Origin of the sequence: Actimicrobium sp. CCC2.4 (genome assembly GCF_034347385.1) — a bacterium.
GTDB lineage: Bacteria > Pseudomonadota > Gammaproteobacteria > Burkholderiales > Burkholderiaceae_D > Actimicrobium.
The window spans coordinates 1,153,323-1,167,083 of sequence record NZ_CP133777.1; the positions used below are offsets into that span (position 1 = coordinate 1,153,323).

The following is a 13,761-nucleotide window of genomic DNA, read 5'->3' on the forward strand; positions in this document are numbered from 1 at the left end:
GAATTTTTCCAGGACTCCGGATCACACCATGCGACAAGCCAACTCCCCAGTACAGTGCCTGAAAATCGCTGCCGTCCTGTTTAGCCTCGCTGCCGGCTGCCTGCAGCCGGCCAGTGCGCAATTCTCGCCGGCCGGCCAGGCTGCTCCTGCCCCTACTGCGGCACGCAAGGCAGAGCCACAGGTGATCGATTCGATCGTCGCTGTCGTCAATAGCGACGTCATCACGCGCCTCGAACTCAATGGCCGGGTTGCCCTGGTCGAGGCACGCATGAAGCAGCAAGGATCACAGCTGCCGCAGCGCGCCTTACTAGAAAAGCAAATCCTCGAGCGGATGATTGTCGACCGCGCCCAGCTGCAACTGGCAGCTGACAGCGGCATCAAGATCGATGACGTAATGCTGGACCGGGCAATGGCCCGGTTGGCCGAGCAGAACAAACTCTCGATGCAGGATTTCCGTAACCAGCTCGAACGGGAAGGCACGCCATTTTCGCGCTTCCGCGAAGAGATCCGCGAAGAAATCGCGATGCAGCGCATCCGCGAACGCGAAGTCGACAACAAGCTGCAGATCACTGAATCCGAAGTCGACAACTACCTCGACGCAGAGAAGAACGCGCCCCAGATTCAGCCCGAGTACAACCTCGCGCAGATCCTGGTCCGGATTCCTGAAAACGCGACCGCCGAGCAGATCGCCGTGCGTCGCGCGCGTGCCGATGACGTCGCGCGGCAATTGCGCAGCGGTGCGGATTTCGCCAAGCTGGCCGCGTCGTATTCCGACTCGATCGATGCGCTCAAGGGCGGTGAGCTGGGCTGGCGTACCGCCGACCGTTTGCCGCAATTGTTTGTCGATGCCGTGGCCAGACTCAACGAGGGTGAACTCTCGGCGGTCGTCAAGAGTGCCAGCGGTTTTCATATTCTGAAAGTGGTCGGCAAGCGCACCCGGAGCGCCGCTGGCGGCACCGTCGCGGCGGCACCGGCCGTCGAGCAGACGCGCGCACGGCATATCCTGATCAAGGTCAACACGATCGTGACGGCGTCTGAAGCATTGCGCAAACTGACCGACCTCAAACAGCGTCTCGACAACAAGGCAGCCACCTTCGAGGAACTCGCCAAGCTGTATTCGAATGACCTGTCGGCCTCGAAGGGCGGCGATCTGGGCTGGATTTATCCGGGCGATACCGTGCCCGAATTTGAACGCGCGATGAACCTGCTCAAGCCGGGCGAAGTCAGCGCACCGATCGAAACACCGTTCGGTTATCACCTGATCGAAGTCCTCGAGCGCAAGAGCCAGGACGTCTCGCAGGAGCGCAAACGCCTGAGCGCACGTCAGGCTCTGCGCGAGCGCAAGCTCGAAGAAGCGACTCAGGACTGGATCCGCCAGTTGCGCGACCGCGCCTATGTCGAATATCGGCTGGAAGACAAATAATGACCGCTGCCAGCATGACGGTCGCGCGGCCGACCATCGCGATCACCTGCGGCGAACCGGCAGGGATCGGTCCTGAAATCGCCTTGCGCGCGGCCTGGGAATTGCGCGATGAAGTCAATTGCGTGCTCATCGGGGACGCGCCTTTTCTGGCGATCCTGGCCGAGCAGATCGACGCGTCCATCTCGCTCGCCGCCGTTTCGGTGCAGGCCATCCGCAACGATGGCTTGCCGCGTTTTCCGCCGCACCGGCTGGTGGTGCTCGACAGCCCGCTGGCGGCGCATGTGATCCCCGGCCAGCTCGATAAACGTAATGGTCGCAGCGTGCTGCAGATGCTCGATATGGCGATCGAAGGTACGCGCGCCGGCTGGTTTGCCGCGATGGTCACCGCACCGCTGCAAAAAAGTACGATCAATGACGCTGGCGTACCGTTCACCGGCCACACCGAATACCTCGCTGAAAAAACCGGCACACCGCATGTCGTGATGATGCTGGCTGCGAGTGGCGAGCATCCGTTGCGGGTGGCGCTGGCGACCATTCACCTGGCGCTCAAGGAGGTGCCGGCAGCGATTACCTTCGACAGCCTCGGGCGCACGCTCGACATTTTGCAGCGCGAACTGCAGGAGCGCTTCGGGCTTGCCAAGCCGCGCATTCTGGTGGCCGGACTCAATCCGCATGCCGGCGAAGGTGGCTACCTCGGGCACGAAGAAATCGACATCATCATCCCTGCGCTGCAGGCGGCGCGCGCGCGGCATCAGCGTCGCCGGCCCGTATCCGGCCGACACGCTGTTCCAGCCCAAGTACCTGAAAGACGCCGACTGCGTGCTGGCGATGTATCACGACCAGGGCCTGCCGGTGCTCAAGTTCGCCAGCTTCGGTCATGGCATCAACATCACGCTGGGCCTGCCGCTAATCCGTACTTCGGTCGATCACGGCACGGCACTCGATCTGGCCGCACTCGGCGTCGGTCATGCCGACCACGGCAGCATGGTCGAAGCGATCCGCACTGCGGTACAGATGGCGGCGGTGGCTGCATGAAGCACGTCGCCCGCAAACGCTTCGGTCAGAATTTTCTGACTGACAAGCAAGTCCTGCAAGACATCATCCAGACCATCGCACCGGCACGCGCCGACGCAATGGTCGAGATCGGACCCGGTCTGGGAGCGATGACGCGCCTGCTGCTTGATGACCTCGATCAGCTGCATGTGGTCGAGCTGGACCGCGACCTTGTCGTGCGCCTGCAAAAAACCTTCGACCCGAAAAAATTACTGATCCATTCCGGTGATGCGCTGCAGTTCGACTTCGGCAACTTGCCGGTACCGGCCGGACAGAAACTGCGCGTGGTCGGTAATCTGCCGTACAACATTTCGAGTCCGCTGCTGTTCCATCTCGCCAGTTTTACGGCGCTGGTTCAGGACCAGCACTTCATGCTGCAAAAGGAAGTGGTCGAACGCATGGTCGCCGCGCCCGGTGGCAAAAGCTATGGTCGCCTGTCGGTGATGCTGCAATGGCGCTACGCGATGTCGCTGCGCTTCATCGTCCCGCCGACGGCGTTTGATCCGCCACCGCGGGTCGAGTCGGCCATCGTGCGCATGATTCCGCTGGAGTCACCGCTGCCCTGCAATCAGCAAGCGCTGGAGGCGGTGGTACTCAAGGCGTTTTCGATGCGCCGCAAGGTCCTGCGCAACTGCCTGGCCGGCATGTTCACCGAAAACCAGTTGATCGATGCGGGCGTGGATCCAACCCTGCGGCCCGAGACGATTTCGCTGGAGCAGTATGTCGGGTTGGCCAATCGCTTGCCTGTCACCGCGTAATCCCGGCCAATAAAAAGCCGGCAAGCGCTTCCTTTCGGAAGCCCTTGCCGGCTTTGTCGTTCCTGCGGTGGCGAATCAGGAGATCGTGATTTTCACGCCATCGAAGGTCGTCAGTCCGCGTGAATCGATGACTTTCAAGACTGCTTCATAGGTGCCTGGCTTGGTATAGGTATGCGAGGTAGCAGCGCCTGCAACAACAGGGGTCGCATCACCGAAGTTCCACTGATACGTGGTGACCTTGCCGCCGGCAGTCGGTACCGTTGTGCTGGCATCGAACTTGATGGCAACCGGTCCTTTGCCGGTGACTGCCGAGGTCACGATGGCCGGTGTCGTGGCGGTTACGGTAGACAGGGTGCTGGTGCCGCTGATGTTGTACTCGCCAAGGTTGCCGTAGTTGGTGTAGCCGGTGATCAGCGGGTCGCCGCGTGCCGCCCCTTTGACGCTCAGGAAGTAGGTCCCCTGGGCTGGCAGCGTGGCAGTGATGGCTTTGGCCAGCGTGGTCGCGGTTGCGCTGCTGGTGGCCAGTACCTTGCCATTGACATCGAGCAGTTGCAGCGCGATGTCGAGCGTACCGCCCAGCATCGCACCGCTGACTTTCAGGTTAACCGGACCGGCACCGGCGACAAAGCTGAACATGTCGACATCACCGGTGGTTTCGATGCGACCGAGGCCGCTCAGGTTGTTCAGGCCGTTGGCGCTTTTGGCGACCAGGGCATCGGCGAACGGAATGGTATTGCCATGGTCATCGGCACGCGGGTTCAGGCCACGGGCACGCATGACGGCGTAGGCATCCTGCGTATTGTTGGCTCTGGCGTATTCACCTTTGGACCACTGCGGCAGGTTCTTGTAATAACCCACTCCCATGATCGGTGCCCAGCCGGTTTCGCCGCTGCCCTGACCGGTGTAGTAACCGGTCGACGGCAATTGACCTTGATGGCCCAGTCCCAGCGTGTGGCCGAGTTCATGCGAGACGCAATCGGCAATGTATTTTTCAGCGTTGGCCAGGTTATTCGGGAAGCAGAATGCCGGTGCCGCACCGGCAGCGAAGGTGCTGAACGAATTCAGGTAGGCATAACCGCCCATCGAGGCAGGTTGCGGCGTGATCAGGATGGTCGCGCCGATCTTGCCCGCCGGGACGGCCGGTGCCTCGGTGGTGATATCGACGTCAAACGCGGCATACGCTTCGGCTACGCGCAACACGACTTTTTGGATCAGCAGGCGTTCGGCATTGCTGAAGGTTGCCGGTGCCTTGTCGGTGTCAAAGGCGGGATAGTTGCCCTGGCCGGTGAAGTTCAGGTACAGCACGCGGGTTGAGTCCGGCTTGGTGTGCAGCTTGAAAGTCTGATCGTACGGGAATGGGCTGGCACCGCCTGCGGTCGCCACCGAAGCAGTCACGACTGCCGTTGCCATCGTGCTGCCGTCGGCGGCACCGGGGAGGACGGTTTCTTCATCGATGTGCAGCACGCGGCCCTTGGTATCGACGTGGACGCTCTTGTCGGATAACAGCATCTGGCGAAATTCGGTGTTGCTCATGCCATACCATTTGGCAACCGCATCAAGGTTGCCGCCCAGTTGGGCAATCGCGTTTTGGCCTGATGTCATGGCATCGAGCTGGATACGGGAAAACGGTGCATTGGTGGTGGATCCGGTAGCGCTGGCCGGGACGAAATCGCTGCGCAGTTCCATGCTTGCCATCATCGCTGGCGTCAGTGTGGACCCGGCGTGAGCGGCGGCGTCGTGACCGGCATCGGCGATGGTTGCGGCAACAGTCTCCGTGGCGGCGTTGGCGATACGGGTCTGTTGATGGCCGACGGTCACGAGTTCGGCCTGTGCCAGCAACATCGGATTGGCCGCCCATGGGTTGGCAGAGGGTGCCGTGCCGGTGGCTGTCGCAAGTGCCACAGGCGCTGCTTGTTGTTCCGGTGCGGGTTGGTCTGCGGCCGTCACGGCATAGATGCCGAGTCCGCCGAAGGCGAGGGTGATGGCGGCGATGATGGCTGTGGTAGCCGGTTTGCTGTTCAGTGGTGATGTCATGGTAGTACCCCTTTGTTATATCGATGAGTCGAACAAAGGGCTTACGCGGTCAACGAGACAGCCAACTCTTGCTGGAATAGTCTTGCTGGCAACCCCGCTACCGTGATCCGTGAAGACCGTAGGCCGGAGGCTTTGCGTCCTTATTTTTCAATAAGTTTGCCCTGCAGCAATAATCTATCTTGCTTGAAAGCAAGTCAAGTTAAATTTGGTGAATTTGTTGCGCTTGTGGATAAGTTTTCCGGCCCCGCCATCGGCCGGTGTTCGCGGCCTCCGGCGAGCGGGTGGTGTTATTCGCCGGCGCGCTGGATCAGTTCGATCTTGTAGCCATCCGGATCTTCGACAAACGCGATGATCGTGGTGCCGCCTTTGACCGGGCCGGCATCGCGGACTACCTTGCCACCGTTGGCGCGGATGTCGATGCAAGCCTGCGCAACGTCGCCCATGCCGATGGCGATATGACCGTACGCGGTGCCCATCTCGTAGCTGTCGACCTCGTAGTTCCACGTCAGTTCGAGTTCGGCATGGTCCGGATTGGTGCCGTAGCCGACGAAGGCCAGCGTGTATTTTTGCGATGGGTTATCGCTGGTGCGCAGCAGTTTCATGCCCAGCACCTTGGTATAGAAATCGATAGAGCGTTGCAGGTGGCCGACGCGCAGCATGGTGTGTAGGAATCGCATGGTTATCTCCGGGAAAAGAGTGATGGTGCCGTGACGTCGTCCGCAGCACGCTGCGGGCGACGGGAAAAATCAGCACAGGGGCAAGGTTGCCGGTGCCTGCTGGCGCAGCATTTTGCGCGCCGATTCGAACTCCGGGAAGATCGATTGCACGGTGGCCCAGAATTGCGGGCCGTGGTTCATCTCGCGCAAATGCGCCAGTTCATGCGCGACCACGTAGTCGATCAGCGGTAGCGAAAAATGGATCAGCCGCCAGTTTAGCCGGATACGTCCATCCGCCGTGCAAGAGCCCCATTGGCGGGTCGCGGACGACAGCGTGTACGAGCGGTAGCTCGCGCCCAGCCGCGCCGCATACAGCGGCAAGCGTTCACCGAACAGGCGGCGTGCCTCGACTTGCAACCAGGCTTGCACGCGATCCTTAAGTTGCTGTTCTGTGCTGTCGGCCGGCAGGCAGATGATCAGTTCGGAGGTGACGTCGTCATGGCGGATCACCTTGTCTTGCAGCGCCCGCAAGCGCAGCGTCAGCGGGCTACCCAGATATGGCAGCGTCGCGCCATCGATCCACTGCATCGCGGCGGGTCGGGTGCGTGCGCTGCGCTCGCGCCGTTCGGCCAGCTTGGTCAGTATCCAGTGCTGCTTGTCGCGGATCGCATTGTCGATCTCGGTGACCGTGACCCAGCGCGGCGCGGCGACGCGCAAGCCATCGTCATCGATGATGAAGCCGATGCTGCGGCGGCTCGAGCGTCGCAACGTGAATTCGAGGATGTGATTGCCGACATGCAGGCGTCGTTTCGGCAGCGCCGCCGGCGCGCCGGTGCCCGGCGTCAGCTCTGCCGCAAACAGGTTCAGTTGCAGCTCAGGCAAAGCCGCTGAGGAAGGTTGATGGCTCAAGTCCGGACGGATCGCTCGGTAATGGGGCTTATTTTTTTATGAATGGTGTGGCGTACATCGTTGGCGAGATGACGCGCATTTCGGATTCTATCCAGTTTTCGACAGCCAGCATCAGTTCGGTAGGCGTCTTGCCTTCCGGCGAAATCGGCGCACCGATCGACACGGTGACCAGGCCGGGTTTTTTGATGAATGAATTTTTCGGCCAGCACTCGCCGGCGTTGACGGCGATCGGCACGACCACGGTGCCGGTTTCTATGGCCAGACGGGAGCCGCCGCCCTTGTATTTGCCCTGGCTACCGACTTCGGTACGGGTGCCTTCCGGGAACATGATGACCCACTGCCCATCGGCCAGCCGCTGACGGCCTTGTACTACGACCTGGGCAAACGCATCGCGGCCGTTGCTGCGATCGATAGGGATCATGCGCAGCAGTGCCAGCGCCCAGCCGAAGAAAGGTACGTACAGCAGTTCTTTCTTGAGCACGAAGATGAGCGGACGCGGCATGTCGGCCAGCAAAAAAATGGTCTCCCAGGCCGACTGGTGCTTGCACAGCAGGATCACCGGCGCATCGGGCAGATTGGCGCGGCCGCGCACTTCGTAGCGGATGCCGCAGACCACTTTGGCCAGCCAGATGACAAACACATTCCAGCGTGACGTGATGAAGTAGCGCGCCGGATACGGCAGCGGCAAGGCCAGAAAGCAGATGCAGGCCCACGGCACCGTGACGACGACCTGCACGACAAGAAAGACCAGCGACCGCAACAGCAGGATGAAACGCGACATCAGAACTCCGGAAAAAATAAATGTTGAATCAGGTCGGCAGCAGCAAGTGGTCGACGGCGACCGCCAAATTGTCAAAGACGATGGTGCCTGGCGGCAGACCGCCCTTGGCTTCGGTATTGAAGCCCTTGCCGGTGCGCACCAGATACGGCACGCAGCCCACCAGGAACCCCGCTTGCAGGTCGCGTAGCGAGTCGCCGATGGTTGGCACGCCTTTGAGGTCGACACCGTAACGCAAGGCGATTTCGTGGAGCAAGCCCGGCTTGGGTTTGCGGCAATCGCAATTGTCGTCGGCAGCGTGCGGGCAAAAGAACACCGCGTCGATTTCTGCACCGACCAGCTGCGCGGCGGCATGCATCTTCTGGTGGATGGCATTGAGCGTGGGCATGGTGAACAGCCCGCGCGCCAGGCCCGACTGGTTGGTCGCCACGACCACGCGGTAATCAGCCTGGTTCAGGCGCGCGATCGCTTCCATCGAACCGGGCAGCGGGATCCATTCGGCGGGCGATTTGATGAAGGCGTCCGAATCCTGGTTGATCACGCCATCACGGTCGAGAATGATCAGTTTGACCGGCGGGGTGCGATCGCTCATGTCGCCAGTTTCGAAATGTCGGCTACGCGGTTCATCATCGCGTGCAATTGCGACAGCAGCGCGATCCGGTTGGCGCGCAATTGGGCGTCCTCCTCCATCACCATCACATCCTTGAAGAAGGCATCGACGTTATGGCGCAGCTGCGCCAGTGAGAGCAGCGTGCCGCTGAAGTCACCTTTGGCGAAGGCCGCATCGACATGCGGCTGCAGCAAGGTCATTGCGCCATACAGTGCTTCTTCGGCGACTTCGCGCAGCAGGCCGGTATGCACCGGTCCGGGCGTACCTTCGGTCTTTTTCAGGATGTTGGTGATGCGTTTGTTAGCGGCCGCCAGCGACTGGGCTTCGGGTAGCGCGGCGAACGCGTGCACGGTATCGAGGCGGTCGATGATGTTCTCGAGCACATCCGGTTGCTGGGCCACGACGGCTTCGATTTCATTGGGCGTGAAACCGCGCTCGCGCAACAGGCCGCGCAGGCGGTCGTACAGGAAGGCCGGCAATTCCGGGCCCGGCGCGGTGAATGCAGCGTTGTCAGCAAACAGCGCGGCGGTGTCCGCCAGCATGGCTGACAGCGACAGCGGCAAGCGCTTTTCGATCAGCATGCGCAGCACGCCCAGCGCATGACGGCGCAGCGCGAACGGGTCCTTGTCGCCGGTTGGCTGCAGGCCGATGCCCCAGATGCCGACCAGGGTTTCGAGCTTGTCGGCCAGCGCGACGGCAGTGCCGGTGGCGCTGGCAGGCAGCGCATCGCCGGCAAAGCGCGGCTGGTAGTGCTCGGAAATGGCGAGTGCGACCCCGGCCGGTTCGCCGTCATGGTGCGCGTAATACGTGCCCATGATGCCTTGCAGCTCCGGGAATTCGCCGACCATGTCGGTCATCAGGTCGGTCTTGGCCAGCAGCGCGGCGCGTTCGGCCAGCGCCACATCGGTGCCACTGGCCAGCGCGATCTTGCCGGCCAGCGCGGTGACGCGCGCGGTGCGTTGCGCCTGCGTGCCGAGCTTGTTGTGATAGACGATGCCGGCCAGTCCGGGCAGGCGGTCGGCCAGGGTTTTTTTCTTGTCCTGCTCGAAAAAGAATTTGGCATCCGACAGGCGCGGGCGGACTACGCGCTCGTTACCGCCGATGATGTGTTGCGGGTCATCGGTGGCGATGTTCGAGACGATCAAAAAGCGCGAGCGCAACTTGCCGTGGTCATCGGTGAGCGCGAAATATTTCTGGTTGGTCTGCATCGTCAGGATCAGACACTCCTGCGGCACGGCCAGGAATTCTTCCTCGAAATGGCACGCGTAAACCACCGGCCATTCGACCAATGCCGATACTTCATCGAGCAGTGCTTCGGGCATCAGCACTTGGTCGGCACCGGCCGCAGCCAGCAACGCGGCGCGGATTTTTTCCTTGCGCGCAGCCGGGCTGGCGATGACCTTGCCTTGCAATTCGAGCATGCCGGCGTAGCTGTCAGCGTCGCTGATACGCAGTTCGCCTTCGGACAGAAAGCGATGACCCAGCGTGACGCGGCCGGCTTGCAGGCCCAGCAGCGAGACCGGCAGCAGTTCATCGCCGAACAGCGCGATGAGTTTGTGCACCGGGCGCACGAACTGCACGGTGCTACCGTCGGGACGCTGATAGCTCATCAGTTTAGGAATCGGTAACTTAGCGATGGCGTCGTCGAGCACGCTTTGCAAGCCATCGCGCAAGGACGCGCCCTCGGCGCTGTAATTGTAGAAAAAGCTGTCGGCCTTGCCATCGGCGGCACGTTCGAGATCGGCCAGCGTGGGCGTCGCACCGGGAATGGCGAGCGCCATCGCTGCCAGTTTTTTCAGCAGCGGTGCGCTCGGGTTGCCTTCGGCATCGAGTGCGACGGACACCGGCAGCACCTTGTCGCGCATCGTTTTGGTGGGCGAGATCGCGCGTACCTGCGTGATGGTGACGGCCAGCCGGCGTGGCGACGCGTACGTGGTGGCGACGGCGCCGTCATCGAGGAAGTCGCGTGCCTTCAGGCCGGCGAGCACGCCGCCTGCGAACGCCTCGCCCAGTTTGGCGAGGGCCTTGGGCGGCAATTCTTCGGTAAGCAATTCGACCAGTAGCGTTTGATTCATGGTTGGGCAGTCATTTTCGAAGCGGCTGCCAGCGGGTGGCAGCGTAAATTATTTGGAAGGGCGGACTTCAGGCTGGCTGTCTGGCAGCGACCGGAACATCGCACATCGGAAAGCCCAGTTGTTCGCGCGATGCCAGGTACGCCTGCGCAACCCCGCGTGACAGCGTGCGGATGCGGCCCATGTAGGCGGCCCGTTCGGTCACCGAAATCGCGCCGCGCGCATCGAGCATGTTGAAGCTGTGCGCTGCTTTCAGGATCATTTCGTAGGCCGGCAAGGTCAGCGGGATATCCATCAGGCGCTTGGCTTCGGCTTCGAAATTGGTGAATTGCGAGAACAGGAAATCGGTGTTGGCATATTCAAAATTGTAGGTCGATTGCTCGACTTCATTTTGATGGAACACATCGCCATAGGTCAGCTTGCGGGTGACGCCGTTGGTGACGGCTTCGGTCCAGACCAGGTCGTAGACGTTCTCGACACCTTGCAGATACATGGCCAGGCGCTCGATGCCGTAGGTGATTTCGCCCAGTACCGGCTTGCAATCGAGTCCGCCGACTTGCTGGAAATAGGTGAACTGGGTGACTTCCATGCCATTGAGCCAGACTTCCCAGCCCAGACCCCAGGCGCCCAGTGTCGGGTTTTCCCAGTCGTCTTCGACGAAGCGCACGTCATTTTTTTTCAGGTCCAGCCCGAGTGCCTCGAGCGAGCCGAGGTAGAGCTCCAGGATATTTTCCGGTGCGGGTTTCAACACAACCTGGTACTGGTAATAGTGCTGCATCCGGTTTGGATTGTCGCCGTAGCGTCCATCCTTGGGGCGGCGCGAAGGCTGGACATAGGCGGCGCGCCACGGCTCGGGACCGATCGCGCGCAGGAAGGTGGCGGTGTGCGAGGTGCCGGCGCCGACTTCCATGTCGTACGGTTGCAGCAAGGCGCAACCCTGGGCGGCCCAGTATTCTTGCAGTTTGAGGATGACTTGTTGGAATGTGAGCATCTTGGTCCGGATTGCAGCGTGAGAAAGGATGGTCGCGCACGATACGGCAGGACCGGCGCAAAGACCTGGATTCTAGCACTGCCGGCAAGGCTGCGGCCCCGTAATGCGTTACTGCGACTGCCCTCAACGTCGCCAGCGTGCCGCCACCAGCATGCCGGCTGCGATGGCCAGTATCAGCCAGTTACCCAGCAATATATACAGCGTCTTGCCGGTATAGCCCTGTACCGATGCCGTCAGCACGCCGGTGCTGATTGGCTTGAGTTCGCTGACCACGCGGCCGCGCTGGTCGATCACGGCGGTCGCGCCGGTGTTGGTGGCGCGCAGCATGGGCCGGCCGGTTTCCAGCGAGCGCATCTGCGAAATCTGCAAGTGCTGCGGCAGCGCGATCGAGTTGCCGAACCAGGCGATATTCGAGACATTGAGCAGCAATGTGGCTTGCGCCGCATTGCCATTGAGCTGGGCTGCGATTTCTTCGCCGAACAGATCTTCGTAGCAGATGTTCGGCAAGACCCACTGGTCCTTCACCGCCAGCGGTGCCTGCTGCAGGCTGCCGCGGCTGAAGTCGCCCAGCGGCATTTGCATCAGGTCGATGAACCAGCGGAATCCGAACGGAATGAATTCGCCGAACGGCACCAGATGGTGCTTGTCGTAGCGATACGCTTGCGAGCCGCCGATGCCGATGACGCTGTTGGTGTAACGCTGCGGCGAGTCGGCCACCGGCACGCCGACCAGCAACTGGCTGCCGCTGGCCTGCGCAAAGCTGCTCAGGCGCGGCAGATAGTCTTCCGGCAATTGGGCGAGCAATAGCGGCAGCGCGGTTTCGGGTGTGACGATCAGGTCGGCCGGGGCGGCGGTAATCATGTCGTGATACTGGATCAGCGTATCGGGCACGCGATCGGGATTGAACTTCATCTCTTGCGGGACGTTGGCTTGCAGCAGTCGCACCGAGATCGGCTGGCCTTGCGGCGTGGTCCAGTTGACTTGCTGCAGCAAAGCGCCACCGATGAACAGCAGCGCCGGCAACCAGCCCAGCCGGCGTTGGCGCGGCAGCAGGACCAGCGCACCGGCGATGACGGCGGCGATCAGGCCGATGCCATACACGCCGACCAGCGGTGCGTAACCGGCCAGCGGGCCGGCGTTGTGCGCATAGCCGGAAGACAGCCACGGAAAACCGGTGAAGATCCACGCGCGGGTCCATTCGGCCAGCATGAACAGCGCCGGCACGAGCAGCAGCAGGAATACCGTTGGCGAACAGTGCCAGCGCGCCCGCAGCGCAGCGGCCGCGCCGGTCGCAGCAGCCATCAATCCGGCCAGGAAGAGCGCCAGTCCGGCCACTGCGATGACGGTGAGGACGGCCGGCAGGCCGCCGTAATCATGCAGGCTGATGTAGAGCCAGCAAGTGCCGAATAGCAGCCAGCCGAAACCATACATCCACCCGAGCAAAGCGCTATCGCGCACCCGTTCGCTGCGCAGCAAGAGCCAGCACAGCACGCACAGCGAGAGGATTTGCAGCGGCCACAGTCCGTACGGCGCGAAGGCCAGGACGTTGGCGGCGCCGGCAGCAAAGGCGAGCGCCGGGCCCGTCTTATTCGACAGCATCCGTGGCGAGTTCGCCGAGTTTTTCGACCAGCAGCACATGGACCTGGCGCGCATCGGCACGCAGGACTTCAAAGCGCAAGCCATCGATATCGAAGACGTCGCCCTTGTGCGGCACGCGCGCCAGATGGTTGGCGACCAGTCCGCCTATCGTATCGACGTCCTCGTCCGAAAAATGGACATCCAGTTCCGTGTTGAACTGACCGATTTCGGTCAATGCCTTGACGCGCCACTTGGCCCCGAACTGACCTTCCTTGATGGCCAGCACGTTGTCGTCTTCTTCATCGAAATCGTATTCATCCTCGATGTCGCCGACGATCTGTTCGAGCACGTCTTCAATCGTGATCAGGCCGGCCACGCCACCGTATTCGTCGACCACGATAGCCATGTGGTTGCGGTTGGCGCGGAAGTCGCGCAGCAGCACATTGAGGCGTTTCGATTCGGGGATGAAGATGGCGGGGCGCAGCATGTGGCGCACATCGAAGGATTCTTCGGCGTAGTAGCGCAGCAGGTCTTTGGCCAGCAGGATGCCGACCACCTTGTCGCGTTCGCCTTCGACGGCCGGAAAGCGCGAGTGGGCGGTTTCGAGCACCATCGGCAGCCATTCCTCGATCGGCTTGGCGATGTCGACCATGTCCATTTGCGAGCGCGGGATCATGATATCGCGGGCGGACAGGTCGGATACCTGGAACACGCCTTCGATCATCGACAGCGCATCGGCGTCGATCAGGCTGCGTTCATGGGCGTCTTGCAGGATTTCAAGGAGCTCGGCACGGTTTTCCGGTTCGGGCGAAATGAGGGCGGTGAGTCGTTCGAACAGCGAACGATGGGGTTTGGCGTCGATGGGTTTCGCGCCAGTAGAGTGATCTTGCATTGGGCGG

Annotated in this window: 11 protein-coding genes, 1 pseudogene and 1 riboswitch; of the genes and pseudogenes, 3 read left to right on the forward strand and 9 right to left on the reverse strand. The window is 61.6% G+C overall.

Going from position 1 to position 13,761, the window contains the following annotated elements; genetic code table 11:
* Positions 1-28: 28 nt before the first annotated feature.
* The 3 genes and pseudogenes from RHM62_RS05370 (at position 29) to rsmA (ending at position 3,234) form a co-directional block, all read left to right on the forward strand.
* Positions 29-1,423 carry a peptidylprolyl isomerase gene (locus RHM62_RS05370; RefSeq protein WP_322124523.1) on the forward strand — a complete coding sequence of 465 codons (1,395 nt, stop codon included), beginning with the start codon at positions 29-31 and terminating at the stop codon, positions 1,421-1,423.
* Positions 1,423-2,458: pseudogene (gene pdxA / locus RHM62_RS05375) on the forward strand (4-hydroxythreonine-4-phosphate dehydrogenase PdxA). Before RHM62_RS05370 ends, pdxA begins: the two are co-directional and overlap by 1 nt.
* The gene (gene rsmA / locus RHM62_RS05380) at positions 2,455-3,234 is read left to right on the forward strand and encodes a 16S rRNA (adenine(1518)-N(6)/adenine(1519)-N(6))-dimethyltransferase RsmA (protein ID WP_322124524.1); all 780 of its coding nucleotides are present in this window, start codon (positions 2,455-2,457) and stop codon (positions 3,232-3,234) included. The pseudogene pdxA and the gene rsmA overlap by 4 nt, the downstream one beginning before the upstream one ends.
* A gap of 75 nt (positions 3,235-3,309) precedes the next feature.
* Here the strand turns inward: rsmA and RHM62_RS05385 are convergent, their stop codons facing one another.
* From RHM62_RS05385 to RHM62_RS05425, 9 genes are all read right to left on the reverse strand, one after another.
* Complete coding sequence (locus RHM62_RS05385; RefSeq protein ID WP_322124525.1) at positions 3,310-5,268, reverse strand: PKD domain-containing protein; 1,959 nt, start codon at positions 5,266-5,268, stop codon at positions 3,310-3,312.
* Between the two features lie 84 nt (positions 5,269-5,352).
* A riboswitch (cyclic di-GMP riboswitch) is annotated at positions 5,353-5,439 on the reverse strand.
* A 116-nt stretch (positions 5,440-5,555) separates the two neighbouring features.
* On the reverse strand, positions 5,556-5,945 hold the full coding sequence (gene gloA, locus RHM62_RS05390; RefSeq protein ID WP_322124526.1) for a lactoylglutathione lyase: 390 nt from the start codon (positions 5,943-5,945) through the stop codon (positions 5,556-5,558).
* A gap of 69 nt (positions 5,946-6,014) precedes the next feature.
* Positions 6,015-6,833, reverse strand: a complete 819-nt coding sequence (locus tag RHM62_RS05395; protein WP_322124527.1) for a SprT family zinc-dependent metalloprotease — start codon at positions 6,831-6,833, stop codon at positions 6,015-6,017.
* 28 nt (positions 6,834-6,861) lie between these two features.
* Positions 6,862-7,614, reverse strand: a complete 753-nt coding sequence (locus RHM62_RS05400) for a lysophospholipid acyltransferase family protein (RefSeq protein ID WP_322124528.1) — start codon at positions 7,612-7,614, stop codon at positions 6,862-6,864.
* Positions 7,615-7,642: 28 nt separating this feature from the next.
* Entirely contained in the window at positions 7,643-8,203 is a 561-nt protein-coding gene (gene gmhB / locus RHM62_RS05405; RefSeq protein WP_322124529.1) for a D-glycero-beta-D-manno-heptose 1,7-bisphosphate 7-phosphatase, read from the reverse strand.
* The gene (gene glyS / locus RHM62_RS05410) at positions 8,200-10,296 is read right to left on the reverse strand and encodes a glycine--tRNA ligase subunit beta (RefSeq protein WP_322124530.1); all 2,097 of its coding nucleotides are present in this window, start codon (positions 10,294-10,296) and stop codon (positions 8,200-8,202) included. Before glyS ends, gmhB begins: the two co-directional genes overlap by 4 nt.
* A gap of 67 nt (positions 10,297-10,363) precedes the next feature.
* Positions 10,364-11,284 (reverse strand): glycine--tRNA ligase subunit alpha, encoded by a 921-nt coding sequence (gene glyQ, locus RHM62_RS05415; protein WP_322124531.1) that lies wholly within the window; start codon positions 11,282-11,284, stop codon positions 10,364-10,366.
* 123 nt (positions 11,285-11,407) lie between these two features.
* Entirely contained in the window at positions 11,408-12,883 is a 1,476-nt protein-coding gene (gene lnt / locus RHM62_RS05420; protein WP_322124532.1) for an apolipoprotein N-acyltransferase, read from the reverse strand.
* Positions 12,870-13,754, reverse strand: a complete 885-nt coding sequence (locus RHM62_RS05425) for an HlyC/CorC family transporter (RefSeq protein WP_322124533.1) — start codon at positions 13,752-13,754, stop codon at positions 12,870-12,872. Before RHM62_RS05425 ends, lnt begins: the two co-directional genes overlap by 14 nt.
* Between the last annotated feature and the right edge of the window lie 7 nt (positions 13,755-13,761).